This window comes from Gilliamella sp. Pas-s25 (assembly GCF_009795885.1).
Taxonomy (GTDB): Bacteria; Pseudomonadota; Gammaproteobacteria; order Enterobacterales; family Orbaceae; genus Gilliamella.
Window position 1 is genome coordinate 97,031 of the sequence record NZ_WTEV01000003.1, and the last position, 22,172, is coordinate 119,202.

19 protein-coding genes are annotated in these 22,172 nt (G+C 36.2%); 13 read left to right on the forward strand and 6 right to left on the reverse strand.

All coding sequences use genetic code 11. From position 1 onward, the window contains the following. Positions 1-251 precede the first annotated feature (251 nt). Entirely contained in the window at positions 252-1,427 is a 1,176-nt protein-coding gene (locus GQ593_RS02540) for an amino acid aminotransferase (RefSeq protein ID WP_160430483.1), read from the reverse strand. A gap of 129 nt (positions 1,428-1,556) precedes the next feature. Beyond that, positions 1,557-2,090 carry a SecY-interacting protein gene (syd, locus tag GQ593_RS02545; RefSeq protein WP_160430484.1) on the reverse strand — a complete coding sequence of 178 codons (534 nt, stop codon included), beginning with the start codon at positions 2,088-2,090 and terminating at the stop codon, positions 1,557-1,559. Between the two features lie 739 nt (positions 2,091-2,829). On the opposite strand from syd, the gene rne reads away from it, so the two are divergent. From rne to metA, 6 genes are all read left to right on the forward strand, one after another. Continuing rightward, on the forward strand, positions 2,830-5,523 hold the full coding sequence (gene rne, locus GQ593_RS02550) for a ribonuclease E (protein ID WP_160430485.1): 2,694 nt from the start codon (positions 2,830-2,832) through the stop codon (positions 5,521-5,523). Positions 5,524-5,594: 71 nt separating this feature from the next. After that, positions 5,595-6,530, forward strand: coding sequence for an ABC transporter permease subunit (locus GQ593_RS02555; RefSeq protein ID WP_160430486.1), 936 nt, complete (start codon positions 5,595-5,597; stop codon positions 6,528-6,530). Then, a complete protein-coding gene (locus GQ593_RS02560) occupies positions 6,523-7,383 on the forward strand; it encodes an ABC transporter permease subunit (RefSeq protein WP_160430487.1) in 861 nt (286 codons plus the stop codon). The genes GQ593_RS02555 and GQ593_RS02560 overlap by 8 nt, the downstream gene beginning before the upstream one ends. Before the next feature lie 2 nt (positions 7,384-7,385). Continuing rightward, on the forward strand, positions 7,386-8,381 hold the full coding sequence (locus GQ593_RS02565) for a peptide ABC transporter ATP-binding protein (RefSeq protein ID WP_160430488.1): 996 nt from the start codon (positions 7,386-7,388) through the stop codon (positions 8,379-8,381). A 15-nt stretch (positions 8,382-8,396) separates the two neighbouring features. Next, the gene (locus tag GQ593_RS02570; RefSeq protein ID WP_160430489.1) at positions 8,397-9,209 is read left to right on the forward strand and encodes a peptide ABC transporter ATP-binding protein; all 813 of its coding nucleotides are present in this window, start codon (positions 8,397-8,399) and stop codon (positions 9,207-9,209) included. Positions 9,210-9,420: 211 nt separating this feature from the next. Next, a complete protein-coding gene (gene metA / locus GQ593_RS02575; RefSeq protein WP_160430490.1) occupies positions 9,421-10,353 on the forward strand; it encodes a homoserine O-acetyltransferase MetA in 933 nt (310 codons plus the stop codon). Between the two features lie 222 nt (positions 10,354-10,575). Here the strand turns inward: metA and dtd are convergent, their stop codons facing one another. The 4 genes from dtd to rpsT all read right to left on the reverse strand — a co-directional run bounded on the left by dtd (position 10,576) and on the right by rpsT (position 12,877). Further along, positions 10,576-11,010 (reverse strand): D-aminoacyl-tRNA deacylase, encoded by a 435-nt coding sequence (dtd, locus tag GQ593_RS02580; RefSeq protein WP_160430491.1) that lies wholly within the window; start codon positions 11,008-11,010, stop codon positions 10,576-10,578. A gap of 30 nt (positions 11,011-11,040) precedes the next feature. After that, positions 11,041-11,859: a virulence factor BrkB family protein gene (locus GQ593_RS02585; RefSeq protein ID WP_160430492.1), complete on the reverse strand. Its 819-nt coding sequence runs from the start codon at positions 11,857-11,859 to the stop codon at positions 11,041-11,043. Positions 11,860-11,869: 10 nt separating this feature from the next. Then, positions 11,870-12,493, reverse strand: a complete 624-nt coding sequence (locus tag GQ593_RS14055; protein WP_160430493.1) for an SPOR domain-containing protein — start codon at positions 12,491-12,493, stop codon at positions 11,870-11,872. A 120-nt stretch (positions 12,494-12,613) separates the two neighbouring features. Next, the gene (gene rpsT / locus GQ593_RS02595) at positions 12,614-12,877 is read right to left on the reverse strand and encodes a 30S ribosomal protein S20 (RefSeq protein WP_025316521.1); all 264 of its coding nucleotides are present in this window, start codon (positions 12,875-12,877) and stop codon (positions 12,614-12,616) included. Between the two features lie 224 nt (positions 12,878-13,101). On the opposite strand from rpsT, the gene pgk reads away from it, so the two are divergent. The 7 genes from pgk (at position 13,102) to rpoB (ending at position 22,170) form a co-directional block, all read left to right on the forward strand. Continuing rightward, positions 13,102-14,265, forward strand: a complete 1,164-nt coding sequence (gene pgk / locus GQ593_RS02600; RefSeq protein WP_160430494.1) for a phosphoglycerate kinase — start codon at positions 13,102-13,104, stop codon at positions 14,263-14,265. A gap of 73 nt (positions 14,266-14,338) precedes the next feature. Beyond that, positions 14,339-15,418, forward strand: coding sequence for a class II fructose-bisphosphate aldolase (gene fbaA, locus GQ593_RS02605; RefSeq protein ID WP_160430495.1), 1,080 nt, complete (start codon positions 14,339-14,341; stop codon positions 15,416-15,418). Positions 15,419-15,604: 186 nt separating this feature from the next. Beyond that, positions 15,605-16,033, forward strand: coding sequence for a 50S ribosomal protein L11 (gene rplK / locus GQ593_RS02610; RefSeq protein WP_034884321.1), 429 nt, complete (start codon positions 15,605-15,607; stop codon positions 16,031-16,033). A gap of 3 nt (positions 16,034-16,036) precedes the next feature. Further along, positions 16,037-16,738 (forward strand): 50S ribosomal protein L1, encoded by a 702-nt coding sequence (gene rplA / locus GQ593_RS02615; protein ID WP_085247026.1) that lies wholly within the window; start codon positions 16,037-16,039, stop codon positions 16,736-16,738. Between the two features lie 231 nt (positions 16,739-16,969). Next, a complete protein-coding gene (gene rplJ, locus GQ593_RS02620; RefSeq protein ID WP_065638973.1) occupies positions 16,970-17,467 on the forward strand; it encodes a 50S ribosomal protein L10 in 498 nt (165 codons plus the stop codon). A 59-nt stretch (positions 17,468-17,526) separates the two neighbouring features. Further along, positions 17,527-17,895, forward strand: coding sequence for a 50S ribosomal protein L7/L12 (gene rplL / locus GQ593_RS02625; protein WP_085247025.1), 369 nt, complete (start codon positions 17,527-17,529; stop codon positions 17,893-17,895). Positions 17,896-18,141: 246 nt separating this feature from the next. Continuing rightward, on the forward strand, positions 18,142-22,170 hold the full coding sequence (gene rpoB / locus GQ593_RS02630; RefSeq protein ID WP_160430496.1) for a DNA-directed RNA polymerase subunit beta: 4,029 nt from the start codon (positions 18,142-18,144) through the stop codon (positions 22,168-22,170). Positions 22,171-22,172: the final 2 nt, after the last annotated feature.

Below are 22,172 nucleotides of genomic sequence, written 5' to 3' on the forward strand. Positions count from 1 at the left end.
TATATCTATGAATGACAGTCGCTTTTCAAATTATGGTAAATAACGCAAGTAATTCTTACAGTTTATCTTTTATATAAACAAGGGATTTGAAAAAATATTAAAAATAAAATCAATGCTTTTTATGAATGCTTTTTAATAATCAAAATCATCTTAACTTTAAAAGACCAAGAAAAACACTCTTTATTTGAGTGTTTTTCTTGTGACTTAAACAATAGCATTAACAATGTTCTAGTATTTGTTTATTACAATTTTTATAGCACTTGAACAATGGATTCGCAAAGTCTGGACATGTTATCTAACGTCATGCCCGCCACATTGATACGCCCTGAATTAACTATATAGATACCATAATCATGGCGTAACTTTAGCACTTGTTCTTCGTTCAAACCACTGAACGAGAACATACCATTTTGTTTGGCGATGAAGCTAAAATCTTGATTCGCTCCTTTATCTTGTAAGGTTTTTACAAATAGTTGTCGCATGCGGTGAATGCGTTGACGCATACTTGTTAATTCATCGATCCACTCTTCTTTTAATTCTTCATTGTTTAAAATGTAAGAGACGATTTTAGCACCATGTGCAGGTGGGTTAGAGTAATTTGCCCGAATAATTGTTTTGACTTGACTAAAGGCGCGATCGGCAATTTCAGCATTTGCAGCAATTAAGGTAAATGCTCCAACCCGTTCGCTATAGAGACCAAAATTTTTAGAATATGAGCTTGCAATCAGTAATTCAGGGTGGTTTTGAGCAAATAATCTTAATCCGTAAACGTCTTCTTCGATACCTTTACCAAAGCCTTGATACGCTAAATCAAATAATGGTAACCAGCCATTTTTTAAGGCTAAATCTGAAATCGCTTGCCATTGTTCTGGGGTTGGATCGATACCTGTCGGATTATGACAACAACCATGGAACAATACCGCTTCACCTGAAGCAACTAGGCTTAAGCTACTCATCATGGCATCAAAATCAAGAGTGTGTGTTTGTGCACTATAATAATGGTATTCACGGACTTCAAGGCCAGCCGCTTGGAATACACTACGATGATTTGGCCAAGTTGGGTTACTTACCCAAACACGTTTTACTTTGGTCCGGCGGGATAAAAAATCCGCCATAATGCGTAAAGCCCCTGTCCCGCCAGGTGCTTGTGCGGTTCTTGCTCGTTCATTTTCGCGACCAAAAAGTAGAATTTGTGTTGCAAGATTGAAAGCGTTGACGCCATCAATAGCTAGGTAACTTTTGGTTGTTTCGTCATTTAATAAAAAATGCTCTGCTTTTTTCACACTTTCTAAAATAGGTGTTTTAGTGGTTTCATCTTTGTAAATACCAACACTTAAATTTATTTTATTGGTGCGTTCATCCTTATTATAAAGATCGGCTAACCCTAAAATGGGATCGGCTGGAGCTGCTGTTAAATATTCAAACATAATTCACCTATCTGATCTAATGACTTTCAACGCATTATATACACATTATTTTGTAAGATACAATTTTGATAATCGTTACTTTTGCAAAAGGTGTATACAAGTATTGTATTATTGCTAAACAACTATTGTCTAACATGTAACAATTAGCTTATCTAAAAAGATAGTTAAATTGTGTGCTAGGACAGTTAATTCACCGGTAATTAAATCTTCTTTTACAATTTCACCTGTTAAATTATTGATGGCAATGATTTCAGTGCTTTCATTCGTCGATGCGATAAAAATGGTTGGTATGCGTTTTAATTTTTTTTGTTGAGATAAATGAGCAATTAAATTTTGTTCTAATGTTGCAAAATCATCATCATTCCATGCTTGAATTAAGGTTAAATGGATATTGGTAAATTGAGCTGTCATATTGCCAGCATATTGTGTGCCATAAAAAAAGTGAGCACTGGCGTGTAATGTGATGCCAATGATTTGTTCAGCAATTGTGAGCTCTCTTGGTGGCTCCAATAAAAATGGTTGCCAATATACCGTAAGCTGTTGCGTTTTTAAAATGCAAGGCGAGGGGATAGCATGTAATTCTTCGCTTGCTGGTGCGAAATTGAATTGGTTAATCCAACGAGTAGTAAAATTAAGTAAAGCGATTTTATCAGTAGAGCTCATAAACAAATATATCTCATATTCAAATTATCATGTTATTTAATCGTCATTATACTGATTAAGTTTTGCTATGCATAATCGCATCAACGTTTTATTTTTGTTAATTGGCTAATTTGTAAAAAAGCTTGTAAAGCTGTTTTTAGGTAAATAGGCGTTTTAGTATAAAAATTTAAGCAAATCAATTAAGTTATTGATCATGTGGTCACAACAGTTGAAAATGAGAAAAATGACCGCTTAACTGTTTGTAAAACAGCCAGTTTAATTTGCTTGCTATCCTTGGCTGAAACGTTAATAATAGAGAGGGATAATTTTATCCTTGTAATGCAGCAATGGCGTTAGACATTACAGTTTGTCAAAATAAAATAGCGTAAGTAGAATTATTATAATTAGATAATATGTTTATTTTAAACAATTACATAAAGATTTAGTTTGTTTGCCAAAATCGGTAAGATACGGTGGGTTGCAAATTAACCATGTTCATAGCGTCAATAAATTATACAATTAGGTTTTTTGTAAAGTATTTAGTGCTTTTAATTTAATATTTTGCTTAATGTATTATATTGATGTGGTATAAGCGGTATCGGATTCACATAAAATAATAACAAAAATAACATAAATAAAATAATGAATGCTGTATACAAATATTTAGTTAAGTACCATTATTCATCATTGTTAAAATAATCACTTATCAATAATAAGATTCTACCTACAGTTAATTAAGATTAATCAAGAGTGTAGAATAATGAAAAGAATGTTAATCAACGCAACCCAGCAAGAAGAGCTGCGCGTTGCGCTTGTTGATGGTCAGCGCTTATATGATTTAGATATCGAAAGCCTTGGTCATGAACAAAAGAAGGCCAATATTTATAAAGGTAAAATTACTAAAATCAATCCAAGTTTAGAGGCTGCGTTTGTCTCTTATGGTGGTGAACGTGATGGATTTTTACCTTTAAAAGAGATTGCTGAAAGCTATTTCCCATCTAATATTAGTGGTCGCCGTAGTATTAAACATCTACAAGAAGGACAAGAAGTCCTTATTCAAATTGAAAAAGAGATTCGTGGCAAAAAAGGTGCAGCTTTAACGACCTATATCAGCTTAGCTGGTAGTTATTTAGTCTTGATGCCGAATGATCCTCGTGCTGGTGGTGTTTCGCGCCGTATAGAGGGTGAAGAACGAGCCGATCTTAAACGTATTATTGATGCTATCGAAAAGCCTAAAGGTATGGGTGTGATAGCTAGAACAGCAGGGGTTGGTAAAAGCCAAGAAGAGTTACAACAAGATTTAGACGCTTTAGTTAATTATTGGACTGCCATTCAAAATGAGGCCAAAAAGCATCCTGCGCCAAGTTTAATTCATAAAGAAAGCGATATTATTACACGAGCATTCCGTGATTATTTACGTGATGATGTCGGTGATATTTTAATTGATAATCCTAAAGTACTTGATATGGCTAAAAAACGATTAGCTGATTTAGGGCGTGTTGAGTACGTTAGTCGCTTAAAACTTTATGAAGGGGATGTGCCATTATTTAATCATTTCCAAATTGAAGGTCAAATTGAGTCGGCATTCCAGCGTGAAGTTCGCTTACCTTCTGGCGGTTCAATTGTCATTGATGCTACTGAAGCGTTGACTGCAATCGATATTAACTCAGCTAAATCAATTCGTGGTAGCGATATTGAAGAAACCGCATTTAATACTAACCTTGAAGCAGCCGAAGAAATTGCGCGCCAACTACGCTTACGTGACTTAGGTGGTTTGATTGTTATCGATTTTATTGATATGACACCAGTTCGTAATCAGCGTGAGGTAGAAAATCGCCTTAAAGAAGCAATGAAGACTGACCGTGCGCGTATCCAAACGACCCGTATTTCTCGTTTTGGTTTACTCGAAATGTCTCGTCAACGTTTAAGCCCTTCATTACGTGAAGCCACTCATCATATTTGTCCACGTTGTCAAGGAACAGGTACGGTTCGTGATAATAATTCATTGTCTTTATCGATTCTTCGATTAATTCAAGAAGAAGCAATGAAAGATAATACTGTACAAATCGATGTCATCGTACCAGTACCTATAGCGAGCTATTTACTCAACGAAAAACGTCGCGCTATCACTAATATTGAAAGCATGCATCCTGATGTCAAAATTGTGATTGCTGGTGATGAAGAGATGGAAACACCACTGTATAAAGTGATTCGTAAGCGTAGAGGCGAAGAAACAGACGTACTAAGTTATAATCTTCCAAAATTGATTCGTGAACTTGAAGAAGAGGAAGATGAACAGCAAGCTGTGGAAGTTATTGTTGAACAAGCCGTATTATCAGGCCCTAAAGTTGAAGCATGTGTAGCGCCAAAAGAAAAAGTCGATCCCAAAACGAAAAAATCAGGCAGTTTGTTTAGTGGATTGTTTGGTAAACTACGTAAATTATTTGTGACAGAAAAAGCTGAACCTCAACCAGAGGTTAAACCCAAAACGGTAAAAAGACGAGATAATCAACGTTCCAATAATCGACGTCATCGCAATAACAGAAACAATAATTTAGCAAGTAATACTAACATTGTTGCAGCAGGCTCTACAGAGGAGATTAAAGAGTCGAATCGAAATAATCATCGCCGAGCTAAACAAAATAATAATGCAAATACTCATTTGTCAAACTCAGAAAATAATATTAAGGCAGATAGAGTTGCGGGTGAAGCGGTGCAACCAAAACAACGTGAAGCGAAACCAAGACGCCAACAACGCACTTTAACTAAAAATGTTCGTGTCAAAAATGCTGATACTACGATGCAAGTTGAACAAGAAAGAGTCATTATTCCTTCTTTATTATTACCGGTTATTGTATCTGAACCATCTAAAGACAATATTATCTCGGAATCTCAACCGAAGCGTCAGCGCCGTACGTCAAGACATTTACGAATGAATGGTCAACGTAATAATAAACGCCGTGTTCGTAATGTCGCTCTAAAACAGTCGCCAATGCCGTTACCATTTGCTGCTGCGTCATTAGAATTAGCCTTAGGTCGAGTTACTGTTGATTACAGTCAAATAACGAATGACGAACCAAATATTGTGGCACCTGTCATCCCTTCACTTTTACTTCCTGTCATTGTTAAAAATGAAGAGCACCTAAATGATGTTGCTACTGTTGATGAGGTATCAACAAGTTCATCATTAATCGATGTTCAAGAAAATGTTAAAGATAGTGAACAAAATAGTCATGATGTTGATTTAGTCATTAATGGTTCACAATCAATCGGTTATTCTTCTTCTGCAATGACCAAAGCACCCGCGCCAGAATATGTGACTTCTGCTATTGGCATAAAATCACGCGAAGAGTTAAATTATCGTTTTGAAGGTAAAGGTAATGCCGGTGGTTTAAGTGCTCAAGATCATGCTTATGCCGCAGCAAGTAAACCGGTGATTCCGGATAACCAATAAATAGATTAAAACGCGGTGATGTGATTATGTCGCCGTGTTTTATTTACTTATAATATCGATAAAGATAAACAATGATTATCTATATTTTCAAAAAAATAGTCACGTTTTTGTTTATTATCTGCGTGTTGGCTCAGATTAGCTTCTGTTTAGTCTATTTTACCCCTCATTCAACGTTTAACTTTAACAACCTAAGTTTTATTGATGCTTACAGTGTTTTTTTTAAGCAGTTGCTACAAGGCCAATTCAGATTATTAACTGGTGAAACGCTTCCGTTTTTTCATACATTATTGGCTACATTTGAACTTTGTATTCTCGCATTATTTGTTGCTTTACTGATTGGATTACCTTTAGGTATTTTTCTTGGGCTTAGTAATTTTACTTGGTTAAATAGTACGATTCGCTTAGGATCTTTATTATTATATTCTTGTCCTATTGTTATGTTTGTAATTATCGTCATGTATTGGTTATCACCAACTTGGTCGGTATCGATGAATTTCGATGTGTCGCCAGCAGTTGCCGGTACTTCGTTATTGGATATTTTTGTTTCATCAAAGCCATTTCAATGGCAGGTATTATTTGAGCAGCTTCACTATTTGCTTTTGCCGATCATGATTTTAGCCATTCAACCAAGCATTATAACTATTCAATTAGTCAGTCAAAATGTAAAAAGTACCGCCCGGCAGAATTTTATCAAAATGGCAATTATTCGAGAACGATCACCATTTAAAATTTTGCGTCGGCACTTATTACCTAATGCTATTCCTGCGACCATTCCACAATTGACGTATAATACGACAACACTGTTGTTTTCAACTATGGTTATTGAAATTTTATTTAATCGAGTAGGGCTAGGGCAATGGGTGATGATTGCTTATCACCATCATAATTATTTTATTATTTCTATTGCCATTCTAGCTTGTGGCACTGTTATCAGTTTATTAGCGCTATTAGGTGAAATTTCGGCAGTTGTTATTTATCCTTTGCGTCATAAGGAACATTATGTCTAGGCTTGCTAGGTTAATAAAAGGTCTAAAGTTAAGCTTTAGTCGGTTGCACAGCAATCTTTACTTAATTGTTGGCTTTTATGGCATATTGGCGATTACATTTGTAGCATTATCAACTCAATGGTTTTTTCATGCTCATTTAAACCCTAGTTACCCAGCTTTATTGCCACCTGCTTGGTGGTCTAGTGGTGATATCAATCATATACTTGGTACTAACGCGAAAGGACAAGATATTTTTAATTATTTGTTAATTGGTTATCGTTCAACCATGTCAATGACATTAAAAGCAGTATTTTATGTGGTTGCCATTGGCGGGGTAATTAATTATTTAATGTTTTTTATATCATTTATACGCCCTTTTGTGTTGTTTGTTTTTAAATTCTGTATGGTTGTACCGCCGTTACTTGGTGTGATTGTGGTTAGCTTATTATTAAAAGATGATATTACCAATATGTTATTGGTGATTGGGTTATCTTATTCCCCACGCTTTATTTACAATATTCATCAACGTGTTATCAACGAATGGAATAAAACGTATATTACGGCCTATAGACTTGATGGACTATCTTCGTTTTCAATTTTAAATCATTATATTCTACCTAACATTGTGCCTATTTATTTGACCGAAATTGTATCTTTATTTGGATCGGTTATTTTGTCAGTTACTACCATGACTTTTTTGGGTTTTGCTAATGATGTTTCCCGACCGGATTTGGGAATGATGATGTTTCAAATGAAAGATATCATTGCTAGTAATTATTTGGCCTTTTTATCTCCAGGCATTGCAGTTTCAGCTACAATTATTTTGGTATATTTATTCAACTTTGGATTATATGGCCGGCGAGCAGGAACTTAATTATGGCATTATTAGATATTCGAAATTTAACCATTGAGTTTATTACGCCAGAGGGTCTTTTGCGCGCAATTGATCGGGTTAATTTGAAATTATCAGAAGGTGAAATTCGAGGCTTGGTTGGTGAATCAGGTTCAGGAAAAAGCCTTATCGCTAAAGCTATTTTAGGGGTCACTAATCATAACTGGAAGATTTCAGCCGATCGTATTTATTTTAATAATATTGATTTACTTAAACTCTCTCCTAGACAACGCCGAAAAGTGATTAGTGCCAATATCTCGATGATATTTCAAGAGCCACAATCTTGTTTAGATCCCTCTATGAAAGTTGGGCAACAGTTAATCAGTGCAATCCCAAGAAGAACATTTAAAGGGCATTGGTGGCAGCGATTATTTTGGCGTAAACATCGAGCGATTGAGTTATTGCATCGGGTAGGTATTAAGAATCATAAGGAGATATTAAAGTCCTATCCATTTGAATTAACCGAAGGCGAATGTCAAAAAGTGATGATAGCCATTGCCTTGGCTAATCAGCCAAAGCTACTTATTGCTGATGAACCAACCAATGCAATGGAAGCCACTACCGAAGCACAAATTTTTAGGTTGCTTGCTAGTATGAATCAAAATATGGGGACTACTATCTTGCTTATCAGCCATGATTTGCAAATGGTAACCAGATGGACTGACCGTATCAATGTACTGTATTGTGGACAAACCGTTGAAGTTGCTAACAGCGAAGATTTAATAAAATCACCTTATCATCCTTATACTCAGGCGCTGATTTATGCTATCCCTGATTTTGGTAAAGCAATGCCACATAAAAGTCCGTTAAATACCTTACCCGGAGTGATTCCATCACTGGAGCATTTACCAATAGGCTGTCGATTAGGACCACGATGTCCTTATGCACAAAAAAAATGTATTCAAGCACCCGAATTACTACCGATAAAAGATCGTTCTGTTGCTTGCCATTTTCCGTTAAATATTGATGAGTTACCATAAATAATAGGAATAAACATGAATCCAATATTAAAAGTACGTAACTTATCAAAGCATTTTAAAATAGCTAAAGGGCTTTTTGGTCATTTACAAATTAATGCGGTTAATCCAATATCATTTTCATTAAATGAAGGTAAGACTTTAGCGATTATTGGGCAGAATGGGTCAGGAAAATCGACCTTGGCTAAAATGTTAGTTGGTATGATAAAACCTGATAGTGGTGATATCTGGATTGCTGGTAATAAAGTTGAATATGGCGATTATAGTCATCGTTGTCAACTGATTCGCATGATTTTTCAGCATGTTGAAAGCTCATTTGACCCAAGGCTGCGTATTGGACAATTGTTAGAAATACCACTTAAATATAATACTAATTATGATGCTCATGAGCGTGAAAAGCTAATTAGTAGTGTATTAAAGCAAGTTGGATTGTTGCCCGAACATGCCTCTTATTATCCTTCCGTGATGGCTGCAGGTCAAAAGCAACGTGTAGCATTGGCAAGAGCTCTAATTTTAAAGCCCAAGGTCATTATTCTTGATGAGGCTTTGGCCGCGTTAGATATTTCGATGCGCTCGCAGATTGTTAATTTAATGCTGTCATTACAAGCTCAACAAAATATTTCTTATGTCTATGTAACACAAGATATTGGTATGATGAAACATATTAGTGATGATATTTTAGTTATGCACAATGGCGATCTTGTTGAGTCTGGCAATACTGCTGAAGTATTGGCTTCACCATTAAGTGATATTACCCAAAAATTGATAAATAGCTACTTTGGTGAGGCGTTGACTGCTGATACCTGGCGGACTGATACGCGCACTTTTTAGCTCATAAACTTAGCTATTATTTGCATTTTAACGTGTGAGGTAATGATCACTTTTTTTGGATTATGCACCTGTTTTTAATCTGATTATTATAATGATTTTGTTAAATAAAAAATCTCGACAAATAAACTAAAAGGCACTATATTTAGCTATATGGATTTCTAGACGTCTATTTTGTGTTAAAACTAATTTATCGTTTTTAGGAGCTTTTGTTATGCCTATTTGTATTCCTGACTCATTACCTGCGGTTGATGTGCTACGTAATGAAAATGTATTTGTTATGACTTCATCACGAGCTAATACTCAAGAAATTCGTCCACTTAAGCTTCTTTTTCTAAACCTCATGCCTAAAAAAATAGAGACTGAAAATCAATTTTTACGTTTACTTTCTAATTCATCTTTACAAATTGATATTCAGCTATTGCGTATTGATCAGCGTGAGTCAAAAAATACACCTGTCGAACATTTAAACAGTTTTTATTGTGATTTTGATGACATTCGTGAACAGAATTTTGATGGGCTAATTATAACTGGTGCTCCACTAGGAAAAGTGGCTTTTTCCGATGTTGTGTATTGGCCTAAATTAACTGAAATTATCACATGGGCAAAAGAGCATGTTACTTCAACCATGTTTGTTTGTTGGGCGGTGCAAGCAGCATTAAATGTATTATATGATTTACCTAAATTCACTCGTACACATAAGTTATCGGGTGTTTATCAGCATCAAATTGTTCAACCTAATGCAATTTTAACGCGAGGCTTTGATGATACCTTTTTAGCGCCGCATTCCCGTTATGCCGATTTTCCAATTGATAAGATTATAAATTACACGGATTTGTCTATTTTAGCCAAATCTGACATTACAGGACCTTATTTAATGGCAACGCCTGATAAACGTATGGCTTTTGTGACAGGGCATCCTGAATATGATTCATTTACATTAGCTAATGAATATTTTCGTGACTTGAAGGCAGGTATTAATCCAGCTATCCCGTATAATTATTTTCCTGATAATAACCCCGATGTTGAGCCAAAAGCAACGTGGCGTAGCCATGCTTATCTGTTATTTAGTAATTGGCTTAACTATTACGTTTATCAATTAACACCATATGATTTGACTACTCGTAATTTGACCATTGATGATTAATTTATCCAATGCTCCTTTTTCTATCTCACTATTGTAGAATATAATAAGTTTAGCGGATAACTTAATAGCCAATAGTAACATGGGGGCTAATATTAGTATGATGTAAAGTTGAACAATTCTGACAAGCTTGATAAATAGGATTTTTAAATACCAACCAATAATGGTTGAAAAAATTGCAATAATTTATGACAGATTATCAGAATATCTTTTTAGTCCAGAGCATTAAACTTGTAACCAAAATGTCACTGGACCATCATTAACCAATGACACTTGCATCTCGGCGGCAAATTGACCCGTTTGAGTGGTTATTTTTTGTTGACACTGCTTGACAAAAAACTGATAAAGCCTATTTGCTTCATCAGGTTTAGCACCTTTGGTAAAACTTGGACGCATTCCTTTTTTGGTATCGGCAGCTAGAGTAAATTGAGAAACAACTAATACTTCGCCGTTAGCTTGGCTAACATTTAGATTCATTTTTCCGTCATTATCACTGAAAATACGATAGCCTAATACCTTCTCACATAAACGAATCGCTTTTTGCTCGTCATCGTCTTGCTCCACACCGAGTAAAATCAGCAACCCCTGATTAATCTGTCCAATAATGTGATTGTCTACAGTAACGCTAGCTTGCTTTACTCGTTGAATTAAGGCGATCATAAATTAATTACTCCGGTAAAGAGGGATTATTCATAACAGTTTTTTTTGTCGATTATAGTCAGTTAAGGTGGCAGCAAATTCGGCTCCGAATAAAACAATACACCAAGACAAATAGATCCAAACTAACATAATAGGAATAGAAGATACTACTCCGTAAATGAGTTGATAGGTTGGAAACGAAGTTACATACAGTGCAAACGCACGTTTACCTAATTCAAATAATACTGCAGCGACAAGTGCACCAATCATCGATTCTTTAAAAGGTACAGATTCGGTCGGAATGATACTATAAAGTAACCAAAATCCAACCACAGAAATAAAAAAGGGCAAACAATTAAGTAGGATATTGTCAGTTGCTGCTGTCGATAGCCATTTGAGCGAAAAGATATAAGAACTAACTGCCACACTAGATCCAACTAAAATAGGACCTAAGGTTAGTATCGTCCAATACATGGTTAGATTGTACATGAAAGCACGTTTTCGTTTGGTTTTCCAGATATGATTAAGTGCTGTATTAATTGAGTTGATAAGCAATAGTGAGGTCACAATCAATCCTATTATGCCAACAAATGTCATTTGTTTAGTATTGGTGATGAATTGTTCTAGATAATTTTGGATAGTATCACTGGCGGTAGGGACAAGATTATTATAAATCAATTGTTTTAATGAATGACTAATTTCATTAAACATTGGAAACGCAGACAATAAAGAAAAAATAACGGTAATGAGTGGTACTAGTGCAAGTATCGTCGTATAAGCAAGTCCTGCAGAAGAGGTGGTTAGACGATCTTGGTTAATACGAGTCCATAACATTTTCGTAAAAAGTTGTATTTGCTGAAGTGTTTTCATTGTCTTTTTTCTAGTTAGAAATAACACAATCATTAATCCCATTACTATTTAATGAGTTTAATACCTTATTTGCTTCTTGTTTACTGGTATATGGCCCTACTGTGACTCGATATAATTGGCCTGAAGATATATTGCCACTAAAGCCTGTCATCGCAAGTTTAGCTTTTAGTGTATCAGCATTGGATTTATCCTTAAATGCCCCACATTGTAGTAGCCATTTAGTCATAGTTTGTGTTGTTTGTGATGTGGCATTTGATGACTGATTTTTCGTCGCTGTATTTTCTTGCGAAGAAGGTGTAGTTGTACGAGTGTTATTGACAAAGCTATCTAAGATTTGTTGTCTTTCTCTAGCAATTGAACTTGATGTGGAACCATAGTTTGCATTAGGCGTTTCTAATTCTTTAAGATATGTCCAACGCTCTTGGGGTTGTTCGGGTAATGTTATCACTGGAGGCTGAGTTTTTGCTTTTGGTGGTTTAACATTTTTTTTAGGGGCATTATTCACAACAAAATAGAGAATCGCGGAAAATAGAATAATGACAATAATCGCCAAGAATATCATCAAATTAGGCTTGTTTCGTGACTTATTTTTTTTGGATTGGCTCTTTTTTCTCACATAATCACGCTGAACCACAATAGACTCTCTTCTATTATTTTATTAACATTGCATAAAAGGTTAGTATACAAATAAAAAAAGTGGCTTACACCACTTTTTGTCATTTTCTTTAACTATGATAGTTAACAGATAAAATTATTAAGCTAATGCTTTAATTTGTTTAATTAAATTCGCTTTATGACGTGCTGCTTTATTTTTGTGGATTAAGCCACGAGCCGCTTGACGGTCAACAACTGCTTGCATGTCTTTGAATGCTACTTCAGCTGTTTGTTTATCACCAGCTGCAACAGCGGCGTAAACTTTTTTAATATAAGTACGCATCATTGAACGGTTACTAGCATTATGTTTACGACGTTTTTCGGATTGAACCGCACGTTTCTTAGCTGATTTGATATTAGCCAAAGTCAACTCCCAAGTTTATATAAAAATTACATATTAATAAGGTCGCAGAATATGCCTGATTTTCTCCCTTTTGTCAATGCCGTTGCATAAAAAATATGATCGGTAATTTTTATCTCTATAATAAATGTTTACTATTCGACCAATAAAGCCTATAACCTAAAAAGAAATTTTATGTTAGAATATCGAAAGTTTTATTTTTATTCTATTTTATAAGAGGAAGTATCATGTCTATTATTAGAATGCAAGATCTTGATCTAAAAGGAAAACGTTTATTCATTCGCTCAGATCTTAATGTGCCGGTCAAAAATGGTAAGGTCACTTCCGATGCGCGTATTAAAGCATCATTACCTACTATTGAAGATGCCATCAAAAAAGGTGCTAAGGTAATGGTTACCTCTCATATCGGTCGACCAACAGAAGGAGAATATAACCCAGATTTCTCTTTACAACCTGTTGTTGATTATTTAAAAGAGCATGTGTCATTCCCTGTTCGTTTAGTAAAAGATTACCTAGATGGTGTTGATGTTAAAGAAGGTGAATTAGTTGTTCTTGAAAACGTCCGTTTTAATGTTGGCGAAAGCAAAGATGATGAAACTTTATCTAAAAAATATGCTGCGCTTTGTGATATTTATGTGATGGATGCGTTTGGTACGGCTCACCGCGCTCAGGCATCTACACATGGTGCGGGTAAATTTGCGCCAGTTGCTTGTGCAGGTCCATTATTAGCAGCTGAACTTGATGCATTAGGTAAAGCGTTAGATAATCCAGCAAGACCAATGGTGGCGATTGTTGCTGGTTCAAAAGTTTCAACTAAATTAACTGTGCTTGATTCGCTATCAAAAATTGCTGACCAAATTATTGTCGGTGGTGGAATTGCGAACACATTTATTGCTGCTGAAGGTTATAATGTAGGCAAATCGCTTTACGAAGCAGATCTTATTCCTGAAGCTAAAAAATTAATGGCGAACTGTGAAATCCCAGTCCCAACTGATGTGCGTGTTGCAACTGAATTTAGCGAAACAGCTACTGCAACTGAAAAATCAGTTCAAGATGTTAAAGAAAATGAACAAATTCTTGATTTAGGTGATAAATCAGCAGAGGTATTGGCTGATATCATTAAAAATGCTAAAACCATTTTGTGGAATGGTCCTGTCGGTGTTTTTGAATTTGCTAATTTCCGTCGTGGTACTGAAATTGTTGCCAAAGCAATTGCTGATAGTGATGGTTTTTCCATCGCAGGTGGTGGTGATACATTAGCTGCAATTGATCTATTTGGTATTGAAGACAAGATTTCTTATATTTCAACTGGTGGCGGTGCCTTCCTTGAGTTTGTTGAAGGTAAAAAGCTACCTGCTGTTGCAATGTTGGAAGCGAGAGCGAAAGCGTAGTATTTAAGTTCAGTAAAAGGATGAGTCAATTACTCATCCTTTAATTTTTTAAAATAAATTTATAGGTAATAAAATGGCTACTAAGATTTCTGATGTTGTTAAACCTGGTGTTGTGACTGGTGATGATGTTCAAAAAGTGTTCCAAATCGCTCGTGATAATAACTTTGCATTACCAGCAGTAAACTGTGTTGATACAAATACAATCAATGCGGTGATTGAAACTGCTGCTAAGGTTGGATCACCAGCCATTGTTCAATTTTCAAATGGTGGCGCTCAGTTTATTGCAGGTAAAGGTCTGAAATTAGAAGGCCAAGAATGTGCTGTTTTAGGTGCGATTTCTGGGGCAAAACATGTTCATCTTATGGCTGAAAAATATGGTGTCCCTGTTATTGTTCATACTGATCATTGTGCAAAAAAATTACTCCCATGGGTTGATGGGTTACTTGATGCAGGTGAAACTCATTTTGCTAAAACTGGTAAACCATTATTCTCTTCTCATATGATTGATCTTTCTGAAGAGTCACTCAAAGATAACATCGATATTTGTTGTCAATATCTTGCTCGTATGTCAGCAATGAAAATGACATTAGAGTTAGAATTAGGATGTACTGGCGGTGAGGAAGATGGTGTTGACAACAGTCATATGGATAGCTCAGCGCTTTATACTCAACCAGAAGATGTGGCTTATGCTTATGAGCGTTTAAGTGCCATTAGTCCTCGTTTTACTATTGCGGCATCATTTGGTAATGTGCATGGTGTTTATAAACCAGGTAATGTTAAATTAACACCAAAAATTCTAGATAACTCACAAAAATATGTATCAGAAAAGTTTAACGTACCTGCAAAATCATTAAACTTTGTATTCCACGGTGGTTCAGGTTCAACGCCGGAAGAAATTGCTGAAGCAGTCAGTTATGGTGTAATCAAAATGAATATTGACACAGATACCCAATGGGCTAACTGGGCAGGTGTTTTAGATTACTACAAAGCAAATGAGGCATATCTACAAGGCCAATTAGGTAATCCTGAAGGTGCTGATGCTCCGAATAAAAAATACTACGATCCGCGTGTATGGCTGCGCAAAGGTCAAGATTCTTTAGTTGCTCGTTTAGAACTTGCATTTAAAGAGCTTAACGCCGTTAACGTTCTTTAATATTATTGGTATTAAGACTAAAAGCAAGGTTTTTGCCTTGCTTTTAATTTATCCGTTCTTAAATAGATCTTGCTTTTTTATTTGGGTTATAGGATAATCTTGCCCTCATTTAACTTAGGGGAGCTGTCTATTTATTAATAGTTATTATTAATAGAGGCGTTTGCACCCGAGCAAAGGAAACGAAAAATGGCAAAAAAAGTACAAGCTTACATCAAGTTGCAAGTTGCAGCTGGTGCAGCAAATCCTAGTCCACCTGTTGGTCCAGCACTTGGTCAACACGGTGTTAATATCATGGAATTTTGTAAAGCGTTTAATGCAAAAACAGAAAGCATGGAAAAAGGCTTACCGATTCCTGTTGTAATTACAGTATATTCTGACCGTTCATTTACATTCGTAACTAAAACGCCACCGGCTGCAGTTTTATTAAAGAAAGCAGCTAAAATCAAGTCTGGTTCAGGCGAACCTAACAAGAAAAAAGTTGGTAAAGTAACGAGTGCACAAATTCGCGAAATCGCTGAATTAAAAGCTGCAGATATGAATGGTGCTACCATTGAAACGATGATGCGTTCTATTGAAGGAACAGCACGTTCAATGGGTTTGGAAGTGGAGGGTTAATCAATGGCTAAATTATCTAAGAAAGCTAAACTTATCCGCGAAAAAGTAAATGCGACTAAGCAATATGAAATTAATGAAGCTATTGCTTTATTAAAAGAACTTGCTACCGCTAAATTTACAGAAAGTGTTGATGTTGCCGTTAATTTAGGTATTGATTCACGTAAATCAGACCAAAATGTTCGTGGCGCAATCGTGCTTCCACACGGTACTGGGCGTAGCGTACGTGTTGCTGTATTTACTCAAGGAGCAAATGCAGAAGCCGCTAAAGAAGCTGGTGCTGAATTAGTGGGTATGGAAGATCTTGCTGATCAAATCAAAAAAGGCGAAATGGATTTTGATGTTGTTATTGCATCACCTGACGCTATGCGTGTTGTTGGTCAATTAGGTCAAATTTTAGGACCGCGTGGTTTAATGCCAAACCCTAAAGTTGGAACTGTAACCCCTAACGTTGCTGAAGCTGTAAAAAATGCTAAAGCTGGTCAAATTCGTTACCGTAATGATAAAAATGGTATTATCCATACTACTATCGGTAAAGCTGATTTTGATGCAGATAAACTTAAAGAGAATTTAGAAGCATTACTTGTTGCGTTAAAACGTGCAAAACCAGCATCTTCTAAAGGTGTCTTTGTTAAGAAAGTAAGTCTTTCAACTACAATGGGCGCTGGTGTTGCAATTGATCAAGCAACATTAAATGCAACTGTTTAATTATTTTATAGTTAAACAAAAAAAATCGGTTGGTGTCTGGCCTTAACCAGACCCCGTCCAAGACCGTAGGTGTAGTTGAAATTTGACTACTTAATTTTCCTACGTAGACGGTGACAGAACCTGATAAGATATATATAGAAGGATTCTGCTCATCGTGGTTGTGCTAGTTACATTTGTAGCTAGTTAAAATTAGTCTAGGCTTTTGCCTAGTATAATCCAGGAGCAATACCAATGGCACTAAATCTTCAAAATAAACAAGAAATTGTTGCTGAAGTTAATGAAATCGCCAAAGGTGCGCTATCTGCAGTTGTTGCTGATTCTCGTGGCGTAACTGTAGAAAAAATGACTGCATTACGTAAATCTGCTCGTGAAGCGGGTGTTTATATGCGTGTTGTTCGTAATACGCTATTACGCCGTATTGTTGAGGGTACTCAATACGAGTGTTTAAAAGATACGTTTGTAGGTCCAACTCTAATTGCATTTTCAAATGAGCACCCAGGTGCTGCAGCGCGTCTTTTTAAGGCGTTTGCGAAAGAAAATGACAAATTTGAGATTAAAGCCGCAGCCTTTGAAGGTGAGTTAATTACTGCAGCGAACATTGATCGCTTAGCAACATTACCTACTTATGAAGAAGCATTAGCTCGCTTGATGTCAACCATGAAAGAAGCCGCAGCTGGCAAATTGGTTCGCACTCTTGCAGCGGTTCGTGATCAAAAAGAAGCTGCTTAATTGTCAGTTTGATTATGAATATTATCAATTAAAAAAATGTAAATTTAGGAAACTATATTATGTCTATCACTAAAGAACAAATTTTAGATGCAGTTGCTGAAATGTCTGTTATGGACGTTGTTGAACTTGTATCAATGATGGAAGAAAAATTTGGCGTTTCTGCAGCGGCAGCAGTTGCAGTTGCAGCAGCAGGTCCTGCTGAAGCAGCAGAAGAAAAAACTGAATTTGATGTAATCTTAAAAGATGTTGGTGCTAATAAAGTAGCTGTTATCAAAGCTGTTCGTGGTGCAACAGGTTTAGGCTTAAAAGAAGCTAAAGATCTTGTTGAATCAGCTCCAGCTACAGTTAAAGAAGGCGTTAGCAAAGCTGATGCTGAAGAACTTAAAAAGGCACTTGAAGAATCTGGTGCAGTTGTCGAACTTAAATAAGTTTATCGATAATACGATAAATGGCTGGGGGTTTTATACCTCCAGCCTTTTTGCGCTATAATAAGTTAAAGAATTTTATTTGAAGATTATCAATAAAAGTAATATAGAAATAGTATATTTATTAAGCCTAATCAATTGATATTTATAGATATTTTCGATGAGGTGTCAGGTGCCATCAGTTAGCGATAGTACGCCTGATGAATATTTAATCATGCTATAATAGCAGATAAGCAAGTTGAGGAACTAATGGTTTACTCTTATACCGAGAAAAAACGAATTCGTAAGAATTTTGGTAAGCGTCCACAAGTCTTGGATATACCGTATCTTCTTTCTATTCAACTTGATTCGTTCCAGAAATTTATTGAACAAGATCCAGAAGGACAATATGGCTTAGAAGCTGCATTCCGTTCAATATTTCCAATAAAAAGTTATAGTGGTAACGCTGAGTTACAATATGTGAGCTTTAAAATGGGCGAACCTGTGTTTGATGTTAAAGAATGTCAAATTAGAGGGATCACTTACTCAGCACCATTGCGCGTAAAATTACGTTTAGTTATTTATGATAAAGATGCGCCAGAAGGAACAGTTAAAGATATTAAAGAGCAAGACGTCTACATGGGCGAAATCCCTTTAATGACAGACAATGGTACATTTGTGATCAACGGTACAGAACGTGTAATCGTATCACAATTACATCGTAGTCCAGGTGTGTTCTTTGATAGTGATAAAGGTAAAACACACTCTTCTGGTAAAGTTTTATATAATGCTCGGATTATTCCTTATCGTGGCTCTTGGCTTGATTTTGAATTTGATCCAAAAGATAATCTTTTTGCTCGTATTGACCGTCGTCGTAAACTTCCTGCAACAATTATTTTGCGTGCGTTAGGTTATGAAACAGAAGAAATTTTAGATATCTTCTTTGAAAAAACTATTTTTGAAGTTAGCAAGTCTAAGTTAAAGATGGATCTTGTTCCAGAGCGTTTACGTGGTGATACAGCGCTATTTGATATTGAATCAAAAGGTAAAATTTATGCTGAAAAAGGCCGACGTATTACGGCTCGTCACATTCGTGAATTAGAAAAAGACAAAGTTAGCAAAATTGATGTACCAGTTGAATATATCGTTAATAAAGTTCTGGCTAAAAATTATGTTGACGAAGAAACTGGCGAAGTAATTGCTTTTGCTAATACACCGATTTCATTAGAGCTATTACTTCAATTAACCAATGCTGGATATAAAAAAATAGAAACCTTATTCACTAATGATTTAGATCATGGTGCATTTATTTCTGAAACATTAAATGTTGATTCAACGCGTGATCGACTAGGTGCGTTAGTTGAAATTTACCGCATGATGCGTCCGGGCGAGCCACCAACGAAAGAAGCTGCTGAAGGATTATTTGATAATTTATTCTTCTCTGACGAACGTTATGATTTATCTGCTGTTGGTCGAATGAAGTTCAACCGTTCGTTAGGGCGTGATGATATTGAAGGCGAAAGCGTTTTAACGAAAGATGATATCGTTGAGGTAATGAAGAAATTAATCGCTATTCGTAACGGTCACGGTGAAGTCGATGATATCGACCATTTAGGTAATCGCCGTATTCGTAGTGTTGGCGAAATGGCAGAAAACCAATTCCGTATTGGTTTAGTTCGTGTTGAGCGAGCAGTGAAAGAGCGCTTATCTTTAGGTGATCTTGATTCACTAATGCCACAAGATATGATTAATGCTAAACCAATTTCAGCAGCGATTCGTGAATTTTTTGGCTCAAGCCAGCTATCTCAATTTATGGATCAAAACAATCCATTATCTGAAATTACGCATAAACGTCGTATTTCAGCATTAGGTCCAGGTGGTTTAACGCGTGAACGAGCAGGGTTTGAAGTACGTGACGTACATCCAACGCATTACGGTCGTGTATGTCCAATTGAAACGCCTGAAGGTCCAAACATCGGTTTAATTAACTCATTAGCGGTTTATGCTCGTACCAATGAGTATGGATTTTTGGAAACACCATATCGTCGAGTAATTGATGGTATTGTAACTGACGAAATTAATTATTTATCAGCAATTGATGAAAGTGAATTTGTGATTGCTCAGGCAAACTCAAATCTTGATGAAAATGGTCGTTTTAAAGAAGAATTAGTGACTTGTCGCTTAAACGGTGAGTCAGGCTTATATAGCCCAGAACAAATTCATTATATGGACGTATCAACCCAACAAATCGTATCAGTTGGTGCATCATTAATTCCATTCCTTGAACATGATGATGCGAACCGTGCTTTAATGGGTGCGAACATGCAACGTCAGGCAGTACCAACGTTGAAAGCGGAAAAACCGTTTGTTGGAACTGGGATGGAACGTGCTGTTGCCGTTGACTCAGGTGTAACAGCCGTTGCTCGCCGTGGTGGTACAGTTCAATATGTTGATGCATCACGTATAGTGGTTAATGTTAACGCTGATGAAATATATGCCGGTGAAACAGGTATTGATATTTATAACTTAACTAAATATACCCGTTCTAACCAAAACACATGTATCAATCAAATTCCATGTGTAGAATTAGGCGAAAAAGTTGAACGTGGCGATGTGCTTGCCGATGGTCCATCAACAGACTTAGGTGAGTTAGCATTAGGTCAAAACATGCGAGTGGCTTTCATGCCATGGAATGGTTATAACTTTGAGGATTCTATTTTAGTTTCTGAAAAAGTGGTACAAGATGACCGTTTTACATCAATTCATATTCAAGAATTATCTTGTATTTCTCGTGATACAAAGTTAGGCGCAGAAGAGATTACCGCTGATATTCCAAATGTGGGTGAAGCTGCACTATCTAAACTTGATGAATCAGGTATCGTTTATATCGGTGCTGAAGTTCAAGGTGGCGATATTTTGGTCGGTAAAGTGACACCTAAAGGTGAAACACAATTAACGCCAGAAGAAAAATTACTTCGTGCAATTTTTGGTGAAAAAGCCTCTGATGTTAAAGATACTTCATTGCGCGTGCCTAATGGTGTTTCAGGTACAGTTATTGATGTTCAAGTGTTTACTCGTGATGGCGTACAAAAAGATAAACGTGCGCTTGAAATCGAAGAGATGCAACTTAAACAGGCAAGAAAAGATTTAACTGAAGAACTTAAAATCTTAGAGGCTGCATTATTTGCTCGTATTCGTGATGTACTAATTTCAGGTGGAATCAGCGCTGATAAATTAGATGCTTTACCACGTGAAAAATGGTTAACAATCGGTATTGCAAATGAAGATAAACAAGCTCAATTAGAACAACTTGCTGAACAGCACGAAGAGATCAAAGCTGAATTTAATAAAAAACTTGAAGCTAAACGCATGAAGATCACACAAGGTGATGATTTACAACCAGGTGTGCTCAAAATAGTGAAAGTTTACTTAGCGGTTAAACGTCAAATTCAGCCTGGTGATAAGATGGCTGGTCGTCATGGTAACAAAGGGGTTATCTCTAAAATTAACCCAATTGAAGATATGCCATATGATGATAAAGGTCGTCCTGTTGATATCGTATTAAATCCACTAGGTGTTCCATCTCGTATGAATATTGGACAGATCCTAGAAACTCACTTGGGTATGGCTGCTAAAGGTATTGGGCAGAAAATTGATGCGATGTTAAAAGAACAGCAAGAGTTAGCTAAATTACGTGAGTTTATTCAAAAAGCGTATGATCTTGGCTTAGGGGCTGCACAAAAAGTTAATGTAGCAGAATTTACTGATCAAGAAGTCATGAATTTAGCACAAAACTTGCGTAATGGTATGCCACTAGCAACACCTGTGTTTGATGGTGCCAAAGAGCAAGAAATTAAAGCCTTATTAGAGCTGGGTGATTTGCCGACTTCTGGTCAAATTACGTTGTATGACGGTCGTACAGGTGAACAATTTGAACGTCCAGTTACTGTAGGTTATATGTACATGCTTAAATTGAATCACTTAGTTGATGACAAAATGCATGCCCGCTCTACTGGTTCATACAGTCTGGTTACTCAACAACCATTGGGTGGTAAAGCTCAATTTGGTGGTCAACGTTTTGGTGAGATGGAAGTATGGGCACTTGAAGCATATGGTGCAGCTTATACTTTACAAGAAATGTTAACCGTTAAATCAGATGACGTAAACGGCCGTACTAAGATGTATAAAAATATTGTAGATGGTGATCATCGTATGGAGCCTGCGATCCCAGAATCATTTAATGTACTATTAAAAGAGATCCGTTCGCTAGGCATTAATATCGAGTTAGATGAAGAGTAATT

What these genes read in the sequence shown, in the direction of transcription:
- GQ593_RS02540 (WP_160430483.1), bottom strand. Translation starts at nt 1,427, where the DNA reads ATGTTTGAATATTTAACAGCAGCTCCAGCCGATCCCATTTTAGGGTTA.
- syd (WP_160430484.1), bottom strand. Translation starts at nt 2,090, where the DNA reads ATGAGCTCTACTGATAAAATCGCTTTACTTAATTTTACTACTCGTTGG.
- rne (WP_160430485.1), top strand. Translation starts at nt 2,830, where the DNA reads ATGAAAAGAATGTTAATCAACGCAACCCAGCAAGAAGAGCTGCGCGTT.
- GQ593_RS02555 (WP_160430486.1), top strand. Translation starts at nt 5,595, where the DNA reads ATGATTATCTATATTTTCAAAAAAATAGTCACGTTTTTGTTTATTATC.
- GQ593_RS02560 (WP_160430487.1), top strand. Translation starts at nt 6,523, where the DNA reads ATGTCTAGGCTTGCTAGGTTAATAAAAGGTCTAAAGTTAAGCTTTAGT.
- GQ593_RS02565 (WP_160430488.1), top strand. Translation starts at nt 7,386, where the DNA reads ATGGCATTATTAGATATTCGAAATTTAACCATTGAGTTTATTACGCCA.
- GQ593_RS02570 (WP_160430489.1), top strand. Translation starts at nt 8,397, where the DNA reads ATGAATCCAATATTAAAAGTACGTAACTTATCAAAGCATTTTAAAATA.
- metA (WP_160430490.1), top strand. Translation starts at nt 9,421, where the DNA reads ATGCCTATTTGTATTCCTGACTCATTACCTGCGGTTGATGTGCTACGT.
- dtd (WP_160430491.1), bottom strand. Translation starts at nt 11,010, where the DNA reads ATGATCGCCTTAATTCAACGAGTAAAGCAAGCTAGCGTTACTGTAGAC.
- GQ593_RS02585 (WP_160430492.1), bottom strand. Translation starts at nt 11,859, where the DNA reads ATGAAAACACTTCAGCAAATACAACTTTTTACGAAAATGTTATGGACT.
- pgk (WP_160430494.1), top strand. Translation starts at nt 13,102, where the DNA reads ATGTCTATTATTAGAATGCAAGATCTTGATCTAAAAGGAAAACGTTTA.
- fbaA (WP_160430495.1), top strand. Translation starts at nt 14,339, where the DNA reads ATGGCTACTAAGATTTCTGATGTTGTTAAACCTGGTGTTGTGACTGGT.
- rplK (WP_034884321.1), top strand. Translation starts at nt 15,605, where the DNA reads ATGGCAAAAAAAGTACAAGCTTACATCAAGTTGCAAGTTGCAGCTGGT.
- rplA (WP_085247026.1), top strand. Translation starts at nt 16,037, where the DNA reads ATGGCTAAATTATCTAAGAAAGCTAAACTTATCCGCGAAAAAGTAAAT.
- rplJ (WP_065638973.1), top strand. Translation starts at nt 16,970, where the DNA reads ATGGCACTAAATCTTCAAAATAAACAAGAAATTGTTGCTGAAGTTAAT.
- rplL (WP_085247025.1), top strand. Translation starts at nt 17,527, where the DNA reads ATGTCTATCACTAAAGAACAAATTTTAGATGCAGTTGCTGAAATGTCT.
- rpoB (WP_160430496.1), top strand. Translation starts at nt 18,142, where the DNA reads ATGGTTTACTCTTATACCGAGAAAAAACGAATTCGTAAGAATTTTGGT.